Source organism: Longimicrobium sp. (genome assembly GCF_036388275.1).
Classification (GTDB): Bacteria; Gemmatimonadota; Gemmatimonadetes; order Longimicrobiales; family Longimicrobiaceae; genus Longimicrobium.
In genome coordinates, this window is sequence record NZ_DASVSF010000086.1 from 47,685 (window position 1) to 62,203 (window position 14,519).

Genomic DNA, 14,519 nt, shown 5'->3' on the forward strand with positions numbered 1-14,519 from the left:
GCGCTTTTCTTTGATAGCGTTGCTCCCTGTGAAAGGAATCTTTCGCACGGGCTCGTGCCCGATTGTGTGGCCCTGGGGAGCGCAGATCATGGATGTGCAGTCGTTCGTATCGACACGGGCGGGGCGGATCATTCAGCAGCAGGCGGGGAAAGACGGCTTCAGCGCCTTCATTCCCGCACGGCTGCCGCCAGTGCCCGGCCTGGAGCTGACGGGCGGGCTCCGAGACCTGCTGGAGCACGCCAGCATCTCGCTTGGCCGGCTGGATGGCGTCTCTGCATCGCTGGACCCGGACCGGCTGCTGTACATCTACGTGCGGAAAGAGGCCGTTCTCTCCAGCCAGATCGAGGGAACGCAGTCCACGCTTTCGGATCTGCTGCGGTTCGAGGCCGAGGGGGCACCGGGGATGCCGCTGGACGATGTACGCGAGGTGTCGCGGTACGTGGCCGCGCTGCACCACGGGTTCAACCTGCTGCGCGGCGGCCTGCCCGTAAGCCTGCGACTGGTTCGCGAGCTTCACCGGGTGCTGATGCAGGAAGGGCGGGGCAGCACGCGCGCGCCCGGAGACTTCCGGCGTTCGCAGAACTGGATCGGCGGGTCGCGACCGGGGAACGCCCGCTTCGTCCCCCCACCTCCGCACGAGATGATGATCGCGCTCGACAACCTCGAGCGGTTCATCCACGACCAGCCGGAGCGCACGCCCCCCCTGCTGAAGGCAGGCTTGGCGCATGCCCAGTTCGAAACCATCCACCCGTTCCTCGACGGCAACGGGCGTGTGGGCCGCCTGCTCATCACGCTGCTCCTGTGCGCCGAAGGAGCGCTCACGCAGCCGTTCCTGTACCTGAGCCTGTACTTCCGCGAGCACCGGGCGAAGTACTACGAGCTGCTTCAGCGAGTGAGGACGGACGGGGACTGGGAAAGCTGGATGGAGTTCTTTCTCACCGGCGTGGCCGAGGTTTCGGCCCAGGCGACCGCCACCACGCGGGCACTGCTCGCGCGCTTCGAGAAAGACCGCGAGCGGATCCTGATCCGCCGCGGTTCGGGGTCGGTGCTGACGCTGTTCGAGTTCCTGCGGGGGCGAGTGATCACCACGATCCCCCGTGCCGCCAAGGAGCTGAACCTTACCCACCCCACGGTGACCACCGCGCTCCGCCGGCTGGAGGACATGGAGATCGTCCGCGAAATCACCGGCCGCCCGCGCGCGCGGGTGTACGTGTACCAGCAGCAGCTGGACATCCTGAACCAGGGCATCGCCGGGCAGTTGCTGCCGGACTGAGAGCCTGGCGCCAGGAGTAAAAGTGACGAGGGGCACCCGGCCAGCCGGGTGCCCCTCGTCTCAGAATCCGCCGATCCCGAACTACTTCATCAGGTTCTTGGCGATGGTCTGCAGCTGCATGTTGCTGGTGCCTTCGTAGATCGAACCGATCTTGCTGTCGCGGTAGAACTTCTCGACCGGGTACTCGCGCGTGAAGCCGTAGCCGCCGAACAGGTCCACCGCCGTGCTGGCGATGCGCTGGGCCACCTGCGACGAGAACAGCTTGCCCATCGCGGCTTCCTGCAAGAAGGGCAGGCCGGCGTCCTTCAGGCGGGCGGCGTTGTACACCATCAGCCGCGCGGCCTCGAGCTCCGTCGCCATCTGCCCGATCTGGAACTGCACGCCCTGGAAGTCGCCGATGCGCTTTCCGAACTGCTCGCGCTCCTGCACGTACTTCACGGTGGCGTCCAGCGCGCCCTGCCCAATGCCGATCATCTGCGCGCCGATGCCGATGCGGCCCTCGTTCAGCGTCTCGATGGCCGTCTTGTACCCCTTGCCCACCTCGCCCAACACGTTCTCGTCGGGGACGAACACGTCTTCCAGGATCAGCTCGGTGGTGCTGCTGGCGCGGATGCCCAGCTTGTCTTCCTTCTTGCCCACCGAGAAGCCGCCGAACTCCTTTTCGACGATGAACGCGGTGATCCCCTTGTAGCCCGCTTCGGGGTTGGCGTTGGCGAAGATGATGAAGACCTCGGCCTCGCCGCCGTTGGTGATCCACAGCTTCCGGCCGGTTACCCGGAACCCGCCGTCGGCCTTGACGGCGCGCGTGGCCAGGGCGAACGCGTCGGAGCCGCTGCCCGCTTCGGAGAGCGCATAGGCACCCACCTTTTCGGCGCACAGCTGCGGAAGGTACTTGGCTTTCAGGTCGGCCGAGCCCCAGCGCAGGAACGCGTTGTTCACCAGCGTGTTCTGCACGTCGACGAACACACCCACGCTGGCGTCTACGCGCGACAATTCTTCGACCACCAGCGCGGCGGTGAAGAAGGACGCGCCGGTGCCGCCCAGCTCCTCGGGAACCTCGATGCCCATCAGCCCCAGCTCGAAGAACTGGGGAATCAGCTCGGGCGACATCTTCTGGTGCTCGTCCATCTCCGTCACCAGCGGACGGACGCTTTCTTCGGCGAACTGCCGGACGGCTTCGCGGAACGCCTGCTCGTCTTCGTTCAGAACCGTCAGCGGGGCGCCGGCGGTGGCCAGGTCAACGGTTGCCATGACTCGGTCGTCTCCATCACGGGGATCAGCCTGCACCCCATCGCGGTGCAGCCGGGGAATATGGCACGGGGCGCCGAAAACGGCGAGGGGGAGGGCTGATCGGACGGCGGACGACGGACCGGCACGGCGGGTGCGTCCGAAACCATCGCGCGGTCAGGACGTAGTTCCCAGTGCGCCGGAACTCCCGGCGAACTGTTCGTACGCTCAGGCACGGGAGATGGGGACGATGGATCACAATCCGAGTGGGCCCGGCGATACAGGGGCCGGATCGGGCGGGAGCGGGTACACGGGCGGCGGCGGGCCGGGTACGGGCATTCCCGGCGGCACAGCTGGCTCCAGCGGCGGCACGCCGGGCGGAACCGGCGGAGTGACCGGGGGGCCGGCGGGCGGGCTGGGCGGCAGCGACGTCGGCGGCGGCGCGGGTGCGCCGGGGGGCTGGACGGGCGGCACCGGCGGGTCCACCAGCGGCGCCGGGTACGGCGGGGCGGGCGCGGGGGGCTCCACCATTGGCGGCGACAAGGCGTACACCGGGGCGACCACGGGCGGCTCCGGCGGCACGGTCGATCCGCTTTCGGGCACGCGGGCGGCCTCCGACCTGGGCGGCCACGCCATCCCCGGCGGGGCAGGCGGCGCGGCGGGTGGATCGACCGGGTCCACGGGATCGACCGGGTCCACGGGCGCCGGATCGGCGGGGACGGGGGAGACTGCCGGCAGCGGTCGGCACGACCCGTTCGAGGAGCTGAACTCGCGGCTGGAGTCGGTGTTCGGCGAGCTGCGGCCCAGGATCAAGCAGGCGTTCCAGGACCTGGACTCGCGCGTGGACAGCGCCCTGGCCGACATCAAGCCGCGCGTGCAGGAGGCCCGCGACAAGGCGCGTCCCAAGGTGGACGAGTTCATCGCCGAGGTGCAGCCCAAGATCGACGGGCTGCTGTCGCGCATCCAGGGTGCCCTGGACGGCATCCGCCGCGAGTTCGACGATCGTGCCGAACGCGCGGACGCCCGCAGCCACAGCGCCGAGGGAGGCTCCGGCGCCCCGACCTCGTCCACGGCCAGCACCACGCCGGGCGCGACCGGGGCCACGGGCACGCCGGCCGGCTCCAGCACGCTGACGCCGGACATCGGCACGGCGGGCACTGCGTCCACCGATCCGCTCGCCGGGCTGGGAACGGCGGGTAGCGGCCTCGGATCTTCCGGCTCCTCGGGCCTCGGCTCCAGCGGGCTTGGGTCGTCGTCGGACCTGGGGCTGACCGGCAGCGGGTTCGGTTCGACCGGGCCCGGCCTCGGCTCCACCGGAGGCGGTCTGGGCTCCACGGGCTCGGGCCTCGGCTCGTCCGGGAGCGGGCTGGGTTCGACGGGTTCGGGCGTCGGCCCGACGGGGAGCGGGCTGGGATCGGCTGGCAGCGGCTCGGAATCCGCGGGCTCCGGCCTGGGATCGGCGGGCGGCTCGACTGGCGCGGGCGGGACGTGGCCGGAGATGTCGGAGGACAGTAAGCGGATCGATCCCCCGATGGAGCACGGCGGCGGATCGCGCCAGGGTGAGGACCCGGGCGGCAAGACGCCGGGCTTCTGACCCGACCGGCGGGATGGACGGGACGGGCGGGGGCTACGGCCTCCGCCCGTTCGTCTTTCGATCCGGGTGCCGGCCGGCCTCACTCGCGCCGGTGAAACTTACGTAGTAGCTTTCGCGTTACCTCTCCCATGCACTTCCCGCCGTCTGGCGGACCATCTCCCATCCACACACCGCCACAAGGGATCGGATGCCCCTGATCTCCGCTCGCGACCTCACGCACACCTATCCAGGCGGCGTGACGGCGCTTCGCGGGCTTTCGCTGGAGCTGGAACCCGGCATCATCGGGTTCGTGGGCGCCAACGGGGCCGGCAAGAGCACCTTCATCAAGATCCTGCTGGGGCTGCTGACGCCCACGTCGGGCGACGTCAGCGTCTTTGGCCTGGACGCCCGTACCCGCGGCCTGGAAATCCGGCAGATGGTGGGCTACATGCCCGAGCACGACTGCCTTCCGCCCGACATGACGGCCACGGAGTTCGTCGCCCACATGGGGCGCATCTCCGGCCTGCCCCGGGCCGCCGCCCGCGAGCGCGCCGCGGAGATGCTGCGCCACGTGGGGTTGTACGAAGAGCGGTACCGGCCCATCGGCGGGTACAGCACGGGGATGAAGCAGCGCGTGAAGCTGGCGCAGTCGCTGGTGCACGATCCGCGGCTGCTCCTGCTGGACGAGCCCACCAACGGGCTGGACCCGGCCGGCCGCGAGGAGATGCTGGAGCTCATCCGCCGCACCGGCCGCGAGTTCGGCATTGCGGTGATGGTGTGCTCGCACCTGCTGGGAGAGATCGAGCGCGTCAGCGACTTCCTGGTGGCCATCGACGCCGGCAAGCTGAAGAGCGCGGCCGCGCTGCATACGTTCACCGGCGACCAGCAGCTGCTGGCGGTAGAGGTGGACGAGGGGATCGACCAGCTGCTCGCCCGGCTCGCGAGCGAAGGCATCACCGCGCGCGTGGACGCGGGCCTGGTGCTGCTGCCCCTGTCCGACGACCGCCCGTACGACGCCGTCCGCGACGCCGCGGCAGACCTGGGGCTGGCGCTGGTCCGCATGGAGCGGCGCCGCAACACGCTCCAGGACCTGTTCCGCGCTCCCACCCACGCAACCGACGAGGAGGCGCATGTCGCTCGCGCCTGACGCCGTCGCCGGGGTCATCTACGACATCGGCTATCGGAAGTACGAGGGCGCCCGGCTGGGCCGCGGCTACGCCTTCCGCACGCTGTACGTCCACTCGCTGCGCAGTGCCTTCGGGCTGGGCCGCGGCGGGAGGGCGCTGTGGATCCCGTGGATGCTCTTCGCCTTCATCTGCTTTCCCTCGGCGATGTCGGTGGCGGCCAGCGCGTTCACGGGCGGCATGGCCAACCTGATGAGCTACGACGACGTGTTCGCGTTCGTGTCGCTCGTGATCGCCCTGTTCTGCGCCGCGCAGGCGCCGGAGCTGGTGAGCCGCGACCAGCAGTACCGGGTGCTTCCGCTCTATTTTTCCCGGCCGCTTCCTGCCCGGGAATATGCGGGCGCCAAGCTCCTGGCGATGTGGACGGCCGTGGTCATCCTGGTGCTCACGCCGCTGCTGATCCTGCTGGTGGGCCGGCTGGCCATGGGGGCCGACTTCGTGGCGGCGGTGAAGGCCGAGTCGAAGTACTTCCTTCCCATCCTGGCAACCCCCGTCGTCGCCGCCCTGGGCATCGGCACGCCGGCCCTGGCGCTCGCCTCGCTGGTGCAGCGCCGCTGGCTGGCGACGGCGGCGGCGTTCGGCTTTTTCTTCATCACCGTGCCGATCGCGGGGATCCTCACGGAAATTCTGGAGGGCGACGCGCAGCGGTATGCGGTGCTCATCAACCCGATATTCGCCGTAGGGGGTGCCATCCTCGCCCTGTTCGGGGCCAAGGCCGACGGCGTGCTCAAGGATGCGACCGAGCACCCGGAGGTGTTCGGTCTGACCGTGGCCGCCCTGGCCGTGATCTCCATCGCGATCCTGGCCTGGCGCTACCGGAGGATGACCGTATGAGCACGCAACTGCTGGAAACGCCGGCCGTGCGGCCCGCCGCGCCCGCCGCCGACGCCGCGCTCGAGCTGCGGAACGTGAGCAAGTGGTACGGCAACGTGGTCGCCGTCAACGACATCACCTTCTCGCTGGGGGCGGGGATCACCGGACTGCTGGGCCCCAACGGCGCCGGCAAGAGCACGATTCTCCACATGATGTCGGGGTTCCTGGAGCCCTCGGCAGGCGAAGTGCTGGTGGACGGCCGCTCCGCGTGGAAGAACCCGGAGATGTACCGCGCGCTGGGGCTGGTTCCCGAGCGCGAGGCCGTGTACCCGTTCCTGACCGGCTACGAGTTCGCGCTGATGAACGCCCGCCTTCACGGCCTCGCCGACGCGAAGGCTGCCGCGGAGCGGGCCATCGACATCGTGGACCTGCGCGGCGCCATGAACCGCCGCATCGGCACGTACAGCAAGGGCATGCGGCAGCGCGCCAAGATCGCCGGCGCGCTGGTCCACGATCCCCGCATCCTGCTGCTGGACGAGCCGTTCAACGGCATGGACCCCACCCAGCGCATGCAGATGATGGATCTGCTGAAGCGGCTGGCGGCGGAGGGGCGCACGATCCTGATCTCGTCGCACATCCTGGAGGAGCTGGACCAGCTCGCGAACAACGTGCTGGTAGTGGTCTCCGGCCGGCTGGCCGCGTCGGGCCACTTCCGCGAGATCCGCCGGCTGATGACGGACCGGCCCCATACCTTCAACCTGCGCTCCAGCGACGACCGGCGCCTGGCCTCGGCGCTGGTGGCGCACCCGTCGGTGCACGGGGTGGAGCTGGGCGAACACCTGAGCGTGCGCGCGAGCGACCGCGGCTCGTTCGCCCTGGCGCTGGCCGGCATCGCCCGGTCCGCAGGCGTCACGCTGTTCGAGCTGCGGCCCACCGACGAATCTCTGGAAAGCGTCTTCAGCTACCTGGTGAAGCGATGAGCCTGACGATCGAGCGTACCCTGGCCAAGATCGCCATCCGCCAGCTCACGGGAAACCGCAAGGTCTGGTGGGTCGCCCTGCTGGCCCTGCTGCCCGCCCTGATCGCGTTCATCGCGGCCCGCCAGACGGAGCAGCCGATGGAAATCGTGTTGGTGGAGACCAGCACGCTGATCGTCTCCGTGCTGCTGCCGCTGCTGGCGCTGGTGGTGGGGACGGGGGTGTTCGGGGCGGAGATCGACGACGGCACCATCGCCTACGTGCTGGGCAAGCCCGTGGCGAGGTGGCGAATCGTGCTTACGCGCATCTTAGTGGCGGGCGTGGCCACGGCCGCGCTGCTGGTGCCCGCGACGCTGCTGGCTGCGTTCGCCGGGTTCCAGAGGCTTGACCCGGACGGCGTGGTGCTGGGCTTTGCGGCCGCGGTGGCCGTGGGCGGGCTGCTGTACTGCGCGCTTTTCGTGGCCCTGAGCCTCACCACGCGGCGCGCGCTGATCGTGGGGCTGATCTACGTGGTGGTGTGGGAGGGCTCGCTGAGCCGCCTGATGCCCGGAACGCGCGCGCTGAGCATCCGTGAGTACACCCTTTCGTTGGCCGAGGCGCTGGCGGGCGGCAAGGAAGGCATGATCGCTGACTCGCTGGATGGGCGCACGGCGCTGATCATGGGAACCGTCGTCGCAGTGCTCGCGACCGCCCACGCCATCCGCCGCCTGAAGCGCTTCGAGATCGGCGAAGCGGTTTGATGTGATCGGCGGATGGAAACGACTCGGGGGACCACGACGCAGCGTGGTCCCCCGAGTCGTTTCGAGTAGCGGGGGATCGATCTCATCGTTCGGTGGGAGCTTTTGCCGCGTCCCGCGGTCCCATGAGGCTTGCGCGCGGCTGGCATCCGGTGGCGCGGCGTGCTAAATCTCTAGCCGGGCGACACCGCAACCTCATCGTGACCATCCACATGCGTTTCAACATCGCGGCCCGCGCCGCGCGGGCTTCCGGGCTCGCCGCGCTGGGCCTGCTGATCGCCGGCACGGCGGCCGCGCAGCCGCGCGTGGAATACGAGATCCGCTATCCCAACCGCGTGCACCACGAGGCCGAGGTGACCGCCACCTTCCACGGCGTACCGGCCGGGCGCCCGCTGCAGGTGCGCATGAGCCGCACGTCGCCGGGACGGTACGCGCTTCACGAGTTCGCCAAGAACGTCTACGCCGTGCGCGCCGCAGACGGGTCCGGCCGAGCGCTGTCCATCACCCGGCCGGACCCGCACCAGTGGGACGTGGCCGGGCACGACGGGACGGTGCGGGTGACGTACACGCTGTTCGGCGACCGCGTGGACGGCACCTACACGGCCTTCGACGCCACGCACGCCCACATGAACATGCCGGCCACCTTCGTGTGGGCGCTGGGGATGGAGAGCGCACCGGTCCGCGTGCGCTTCGACCGGCCGGAAGGGTGGCGCGTGGCCACGCAGCTGGTGCCCACGCCGGACAGCAGCGTGTTCACCGCGCCGCACCTGCAGTACTTCATGGACTCCCCCACCGAGGTGGGCCCGTTTGACCTGCGGAGCTGGACCGTCGCCGGGCCGGGTGGGCGCACGTACACGATCCGCTTGGCCGTGCACCACCTGGGCACCCCCGCCGAGCTGGACCGCTATGCCGAAAAGGCGGAGAAGGTGGTGGCCGAGCAGATCGCCACCTGGGGCGAGCCCGCGCCGTACGACTTCGGCACCTACACCTTCATCGCCGACTACCTGCCGTGGGCGGACGGCGACGGGATGGAGCATCGCAACTCCACCATCCTCACCTCCAGCAACTCCATCGCCCGCGCCGAGATGGGGCTGCTGGGCACGCTGTCGCACGAGTACTTCCACTCGTGGAACGTGGAGCGCGTGCGTCCCGCCTCGCTGGAGCCGTTCAGCTTCACCGAGGCCAACATGTCGGGCGAGCTATGGTTCGCCGAGGGGTTCACCAGCTACTTCGACGACCTGTTCATCCGCCGCGCCGGCATCGTGAACGACTCCGTGTACGCCATCTCCGCGGGAGGGATGGCGAACGCGGTGGTCAACGCACCGGGCCGGCGGTACTTCTCGCCGGTGGAGATGAGCATGCAGGCGCCGTTCGTGGACGCAGCCGTTTCCATCGACCCGCACAACCGCGGCAACACCTTTCTCAGCTACTACACTTGGGGATCAGGGATCGCGCTGGGGCTGGACCTGTCGCTGCGCAGCCGCTTCCGGAACGTCACCCTGGACGACTACATGCGGGCGGTGTGGCGCGAGTTCGGCCGGCCGCAGACGGAGGCGCTGGCCCCCGCGCGGCCGTACACGATGGCCGATCTGCGCCGCGTGCTGGGCGAGGTGACGGGCGACCGGGCGTTCGCGGACGACTTCTTCGCGCGCTACGTCGAGGGGCGCGAGGCGGTGGACTACGCCGCGCTCCTGGGCCGGGCCGGGTTCCTGCTGCGCAAGACGCAGCCGGGCCGCCCCTGGCTGGGCGCGCAGCTCGAGGACGTGCAGGGCGGAGGCGTGCGCATCGCCGGCTACCCGGCGGCCAACGGATCGCTCTACGCCGCGGGCTTCACCGCCGGCGACGTGATCCGCACGGTGGACGGGCAGGCGGTCGCCGACGCCGCGGCGCTTCGGTCCGTGCTGGAGCGCAAGCGGGCGGGAGACGTGATCCAGGCAGGGTACGAAACGCGCGGCGGAACGCGCCAGGCGACCATCACCCTGACCGAGAACCCCGCGCTGGAAGCGGTTCCGTACGAAGTCGCGGGGATGCGGGTGACGCCGGAGATGCGTGCCTTCCGCCAGTCGTGGCTGGGCTCGGGAGCCAGGCAGTGAACCAGAAGAATTCGATGAGGACCACCTTTTTTGCGCTGGCGCTGCTGATGATGAACGCGGCATCCTGCGGCAACGACGCCACCGACGACGGTGCCGAGCAGCCGCCGCCGGCGCCCGCTGCCGTGCTGGCGGTGGAGCAGGTGCGCAGCTATCCGCACGACTCCACGGCGTTCACGCAGGGGCTGGTGTGGCGCGACGGCACGCTCTACGAGAGCACCGGGCGCTACGGCCAGTCGTCGCTTCGCGAAGTGGCGCTGGAAACCGGCGCGGTGGTGAAGAAGACGCCGCTCGCGCCGCAGTACTTCGCCGAGGGGATCGCGGCGGTCGGCGACAGCATCTACCAGCTCACCTGGCGCGAGGGGGTGATGTTCATCTACGACCGCCGCACCCTTCAGCCGGCGGGGCAGGTGCAGTACAGCGGCGAGGGATGGGGGCTGACGACCGACGGAACGTCGCTGGTGATCAGCGACGGGTCCAGCTACCTGACGTTCCTGGACGCGAAGACGCTCAACCCCCAGCGCACGGTGGCGGTAACGGACGGCGGTACGCCCGTGCACGACCTGAACGAGCTGGAATGGGTGAAGGGCGAGGTGTGGGCCAACGTGTGGCACACCACGCGGATCGCGCGCATCGATCCGCAGACGGGGCGCGTGAAGGGATGGCTGGAGCTCGGGCCCATCGTTCCCGCGCGCACGGACCCGGAAGCCGTGCTCAACGGCATCGCCTACGATCCGCAGTCCAACCGGCTGCTGGTGACGGGAAAGCTGTGGCCCGCGCTCTTCGAGATCCGCATCCCGTCCCTGGGCGTCGGCGGGGCCTGAAACAACGGTGGGCGGGCGCGCGTACGGTGACACGCCGGATGCCGGCTGCTTTCACCCGAATCACCGACCCTCATGCTGGTCCTTCGCATTCTCCTGACGCGCGTGCTCCTGGGGCCGGTGATCCGGCTCCTGGGCCGTGGCTTCCCCCTTCTGCTTCGCGCACTTCGCCTTCTTCGGCGCTGACGGGCGGACGGCCGGGCCGCTGTCCCCGAAACGGGCGCTCCGCCATGCGGCGGAGCGCCCGCCGTCCGTGGGGCTTGCCCTAACCCCCTGCAAGGCGGCATGATGGCGGGCGCTGCCAACGCCTCCGCGGCTCTCCGTTCCTGCGCGGCTCCGCGTGAGATCGACTCACCCGGGGCGACACGGAAACTCACATCCTGAGATGAATCAAGGCACCACCGCCGACGAGGACCCGTCCCCGCTGCTACCCCTTCCCTCGCTCGCGATCGCGCCGCTGTATCCCGGCAGCTTCTTTCCGCCACCGGATGACGCCGGGCGCGCCCTGCTGGCCGGGAACGTGGACGGCGGCGCGTCCCTCGCCCGAGCCGTGCTGGAGGGCTCGCCTTCCACTCCCGAGCGATTCGGCGCGCTGCTGGCGCTGGCGATCGCGGACGGGCTGCGCGGCCGGTACCAGGAGGCGCTGAACGGGATCGGCGCGGCGGAAGCCGCCCTCGGCGAGCCGGACGATGCGCAGCGGGTGCTGGTCCTGGCCAACCGGTCCGCCGCGCTGGTCGCCCTCTGGCGGCTGACGGAGGGCGAGCGGGCGGCGGCGGAGGCACTCAAGGCGGGGCGGAGGATGAAGGACGACCACCAGGCGGCGGTGGGCGGCTTCGCGCGGGCCGTGGCGCACCTGGCCCGCGGCCGCCGCGCCGACGCGCGCACGCGGCTGGCGGAGGCCGTCCGCGGCTTCGCCAGGGCGGGCGACGTGCTGCGCCAGGTGCAGTGCCACCACCTGCTGGGCGAGATCGCGTACGACGGCGAAGACCCCATCCGCGCCGGCAGCCACTACCGCGACGGGCTGGCGCTCGCCCGCCCGGCCGGCGTGGTGGACGTGGTGGAGCTGCTGACGCTTCGCTTCGAGCATCGCTGATGCCGGGGCAGCCGATGGAGCCGGACCCCGAGGGGCGCGAAGACGTCGCCCTGCAGGAGCGCACCACGACGCAGCCGCCGCGAATGTACCGCGTGCTGGTTCACAACGACGACTACACCACGATGGAGTTCGTCATCGAGGTGCTGGTGCGCTGGTTCGACAAGGCCGAGCCCGAGGCCATGCGCGTGATGCTGCAGGTGCACCACCTGGGCGCGGGGGCGGCGGGCACCTACACGCGCGACGAAGCCGAGACGCGCATCGCCGAAGTCACGGCCGAGGCCCGCGGGCGCGGCTTTCCGCTGCTGCTTACGATGGAACCGGAGTAGGATGTCACAGCCGGCGCTGCGCCCCGAACTGGAGATGAGCCTGCACCTGGCCGTGATGGACGCGGCCCGGCGCGGACATGCGTACGCGGGGCTGGAGCACCTGCTGATGGCGCTGCTTCACGACGACGACACCGCCGAAGCCGTCCGCCGCGCCGGCGCCGACGTCGAGCGGCTGCGCGCGCGGCTGGAACGCTTCCTGTCCGAGCAGATCCAGACCGGCGCCGAGCCGCGTGACACCAGCTCACCCACGCTGGCGTTCCGGCGCGTCGTCCAGGAAGCCGTGCTGCAGGTGTACCGCTCCGGACGCGACGAGGTGGCCGGGGCGCACGTCCTGGTGGCCATGTTCGACGAGGACGACAGCTTCGCCGTGCATTTCCTGGCGGAGCAGGGCGTCGACAAGCTGTCGCTGATGCGCACCGCGTCGGCCGGCACGGCGCCGGATGGAAACCACACCGTCCCCGCCGGAGTAGACGGTGACGAGGCGGAACCGGCGCGCGAGGCGCTGGCGAGATTCGCCACCTCGCTGAACCGCCAGGCTGCGGACGGGCGGCTGGACCCCGTCATCGGGCGCGACAAGGAGATCACCCGCGCCATCCACGTCCTGGCCCGCCGCCGCAAGAACAACCCGCTCTTCGTCGGCGACCCCGGGGTGGGGAAGACCGCGCTGGCCGAGGGGCTGGCGCTGCGCATCCACCGGGGCGAGGTGCCCGCGCCCCTGCGCGACGCCGAGATCTTTGCGCTGGACGTGGGCGCCCTGCTGGCCGGCACCCGCTACCGGGGCGACTTCGAGGAGCGGCTGAAGGCCGTGCTGCGCGAGCTGGAATCCCGCCCGGGCGCGGTGCTGTTCATCGACGAGATCCACACGCTCGTCGGCGCAGGCAGCACCAGCGGGGGCGCCATGGACGCCTCCAACCTGCTGAAGCCCGCGCTGGCCGCCGGGCTGCGCTGCATGGGCTCCACCACCTGGGACGAGCTGCGCTCGCACTTCGAAAAGGACCGCGCACTCGCCCGCCGCTTCCAGAAGGTGGAAGTCGCGGAGCCGTCGGTGGACGACACCGTTCTCATCCTCGAGGGGCTGCGGCCGCGCTACGAGGAGTTCCACGGCGTGCGCTACACCCCCGAGGCCGTCCGCGCCGCCGCGGAGCTCTCCGCCCGCCACCTTCACGACCGCCGGCTTCCCGACAAGGCCATCGACCTGATGGACGAGGCCGGGGCCGACGTGCGCCTGGCCGGCCTGGAGCCCGGTCCGTCCCCGGACCAGGAGGGTGATGCGCGGCCGGAAGTGGGCGTCGAGGTGGTGGAGCGCATCCTGTCGGCGATGGCCAACGTGCCGCCGCGCACCGTCGCCGGGAACGACCGGGAGCGTCTGCGCACGCTGCAGGCGGAGCTCCAGGCGCGCGTCTTCGGCCAGGACGAGGCGATCGGGCAGCTGGCCTCGGCCATCAAGCTGGCCCGCGCGGGCTTGCGGGACCCGCGCAAGCCGGTGGGCTCGTTCCTGTTCACCGGGCCCACCGGCGTGGGCAAGACCGAGGTGGCGCGCTCCCTGGCCGAGGTGATGGGGGTGGAGCTCATCCGCTTCGACATGAGCGAGTACATGGAGCGCCACACCGTGTCGCGGCTGATCGGGGCGCCGCCCGGGTACGTGGGCTTCGACCAGGCCGGGCTGCTGACCGAGGCCGTCACGCGCGCGCCGCACTCGGTGGTGCTGCTGGACGAGATCGAAAAGGCGCACCCCGACGTCTTCAACCTTCTGCTGCAGGTGATGGACTACGGCAAGCTGACCGACAACAACGGGCGGCAGGCAGACTTCCGCAACGTGGTGCTGATCATGACCAGCAACGTGGGCGCGGAGGAAATCTCCCGCCGCCGGCCGGGGTTCGGCGCCGGCCCCGCCGGCCCGGGCGACGACGACCGCGCCTTCGAGCGCACGTTCCCGCCGGAGTTCCGCAACCGCCTGGATGCGCGGATCGCGTTCGCGCCGCTCTCGCCGGTGGTGATGGAGCGGATCGTCGACCGCCTCGTGCGGGAGCTGGCGGAGCGCCTGACGGATCGGCGCGTTACGCTGCAGGTGTCACCCGCGGCGAGGGCCTGGCTGGCGGAGCACGGACACGATCCGCTCAACGGAGCCCGCCCGCTGGGCCGGCTGCTGCAGGACCGCGTAGCCAGCCCGCTTTCCGAGGAACTCCTGTTTGGCGCCCTGGAAAACGGCGGCGTCGCGAAGGTGGACGCAGCCGGGGGAGAGCTGTCCATCCAGTATTCCTGATCCCACTTGGCGCAGTGTCTCAGCCCTGAGTGAGTGCGGACCCCATCTTGCGACAAGGTGTACATGGTTTGTGCAACGCTGGCCGACACGGAAGCGGACACGACCTCCGCGGGAGTTGAAACGGTAGCAGTTTGGAAGAACC

General features: G+C 70.4%; 12 protein-coding genes. 11 read left to right on the top strand and 1 reads right to left on the bottom strand.

What is annotated here, in order from left to right; all coding sequences use genetic code 11:
* Positions 1–94: 94 nt before the first annotated feature.
* Entirely contained in the window at positions 95–1,273 is a 1,179-nt protein-coding gene (locus tag VF632_RS17805; RefSeq protein ID WP_414682902.1) for a Fic family protein, read from the top strand.
* Between the two features lie 81 nt (positions 1,274–1,354).
* Here the strand turns inward: VF632_RS17805 and VF632_RS17810 are convergent, their stop codons facing one another.
* Positions 1,355–2,524: an acyl-CoA dehydrogenase gene (locus tag VF632_RS17810; RefSeq protein ID WP_331024283.1), complete on the bottom strand. Its 1,170-nt coding sequence runs from the start codon at positions 2,522–2,524 to the stop codon at positions 1,355–1,357.
* A 226-nt stretch (positions 2,525–2,750) separates the two neighbouring features.
* Here VF632_RS17810 and VF632_RS17815 point away from each other — a divergent pair, with 226 nt between their 5' ends.
* The 10 genes from VF632_RS17815 to VF632_RS17860 all read left to right on the top strand — a co-directional run bounded on the left by VF632_RS17815 (position 2,751) and on the right by VF632_RS17860 (position 14,377).
* A complete protein-coding gene (locus tag VF632_RS17815; protein ID WP_331024284.1) occupies positions 2,751–4,094 on the top strand; it encodes a hypothetical protein in 1,344 nt (447 codons plus the stop codon).
* A gap of 187 nt (positions 4,095–4,281) precedes the next feature.
* On the top strand, positions 4,282–5,220 hold the full coding sequence (locus tag VF632_RS17820; protein WP_331024285.1) for an ABC transporter ATP-binding protein: 939 nt from the start codon (positions 4,282–4,284) through the stop codon (positions 5,218–5,220).
* Positions 5,204–6,091, top strand: coding sequence for a hypothetical protein (locus tag VF632_RS17825; RefSeq protein ID WP_331024286.1), 888 nt, complete (start codon positions 5,204–5,206; stop codon positions 6,089–6,091). Before VF632_RS17820 ends, VF632_RS17825 begins: the two co-directional genes overlap by 17 nt.
* The gene (locus VF632_RS17830; RefSeq protein WP_331024287.1) at positions 6,088–7,050 is read left to right on the top strand and encodes an ABC transporter ATP-binding protein; all 963 of its coding nucleotides are present in this window, start codon (positions 6,088–6,090) and stop codon (positions 7,048–7,050) included. Before VF632_RS17825 ends, VF632_RS17830 begins: the two co-directional genes overlap by 4 nt.
* Positions 7,047–7,787 carry an ABC transporter permease subunit gene (locus VF632_RS17835; protein WP_331024288.1) on the top strand — a complete coding sequence of 247 codons (741 nt, stop codon included), beginning with the start codon at positions 7,047–7,049 and terminating at the stop codon, positions 7,785–7,787. The genes VF632_RS17830 and VF632_RS17835 overlap by 4 nt, the downstream gene beginning before the upstream one ends.
* Before the next feature lie 209 nt (positions 7,788–7,996).
* The gene (locus VF632_RS17840) at positions 7,997–9,877 is read left to right on the top strand and encodes a M61 family metallopeptidase (protein WP_331024289.1); all 1,881 of its coding nucleotides are present in this window, start codon (positions 7,997–7,999) and stop codon (positions 9,875–9,877) included.
* A gap of 14 nt (positions 9,878–9,891) precedes the next feature.
* Positions 9,892–10,698, top strand: a complete 807-nt coding sequence (locus VF632_RS17845) for a glutaminyl-peptide cyclotransferase (RefSeq protein WP_414682903.1) — start codon at positions 9,892–9,894, stop codon at positions 10,696–10,698.
* 382 nt (positions 10,699–11,080) lie between these two features.
* Positions 11,081–11,788 carry a hypothetical protein gene (locus tag VF632_RS17850; protein ID WP_331024291.1) on the top strand — a complete coding sequence of 236 codons (708 nt, stop codon included), beginning with the start codon at positions 11,081–11,083 and terminating at the stop codon, positions 11,786–11,788.
* On the top strand, positions 11,788–12,114 hold the full coding sequence (locus VF632_RS17855; RefSeq protein WP_331024292.1) for an ATP-dependent Clp protease adaptor ClpS: 327 nt from the start codon (positions 11,788–11,790) through the stop codon (positions 12,112–12,114). The genes VF632_RS17850 and VF632_RS17855 overlap by 1 nt, the downstream gene beginning before the upstream one ends.
* A gap of 1 nt (position 12,115) precedes the next feature.
* Positions 12,116–14,377 (top strand): AAA family ATPase, encoded by a 2,262-nt coding sequence (locus VF632_RS17860; RefSeq protein ID WP_331024293.1) that lies wholly within the window; start codon positions 12,116–12,118, stop codon positions 14,375–14,377.
* Positions 14,378–14,519 lie beyond the last annotated feature (142 nt).

Excerpts from the sequence above, each read along its gene's own strand:
- VF632_RS17830 (WP_331024287.1), top strand. The coding sequence starts at position 6,088 with ATGAGCACGCAACTGCTGGAAACGCCGGCCGTGCGGCCCGCCGCGCCC.
- VF632_RS17855 (WP_331024292.1), top strand. The coding sequence starts at position 11,788 with ATGCCGGGGCAGCCGATGGAGCCGGACCCCGAGGGGCGCGAAGACGTC.
- VF632_RS17850 (WP_331024291.1), top strand. The coding sequence starts at position 11,081 with ATGAATCAAGGCACCACCGCCGACGAGGACCCGTCCCCGCTGCTACCC.
- VF632_RS17860 (WP_331024293.1), top strand. The coding sequence starts at position 12,116 with ATGTCACAGCCGGCGCTGCGCCCCGAACTGGAGATGAGCCTGCACCTG.
- VF632_RS17815 (WP_331024284.1), top strand. The coding sequence starts at position 2,751 with ATGGATCACAATCCGAGTGGGCCCGGCGATACAGGGGCCGGATCGGGC.
- VF632_RS17820 (WP_331024285.1), top strand. The coding sequence starts at position 4,282 with ATGCCCCTGATCTCCGCTCGCGACCTCACGCACACCTATCCAGGCGGC.
- VF632_RS17835 (WP_331024288.1), top strand. The coding sequence starts at position 7,047 with ATGAGCCTGACGATCGAGCGTACCCTGGCCAAGATCGCCATCCGCCAG.
- VF632_RS17825 (WP_331024286.1), top strand. The coding sequence starts at position 5,204 with ATGTCGCTCGCGCCTGACGCCGTCGCCGGGGTCATCTACGACATCGGC.
- VF632_RS17840 (WP_331024289.1), top strand. The coding sequence starts at position 7,997 with ATGCGTTTCAACATCGCGGCCCGCGCCGCGCGGGCTTCCGGGCTCGCC.
- VF632_RS17810 (WP_331024283.1), bottom strand. The coding sequence starts at position 2,524 with ATGGCAACCGTTGACCTGGCCACCGCCGGCGCCCCGCTGACGGTTCTG.
- VF632_RS17845 (WP_414682903.1), top strand. The coding sequence starts at position 9,892 with ATGAGGACCACCTTTTTTGCGCTGGCGCTGCTGATGATGAACGCGGCA.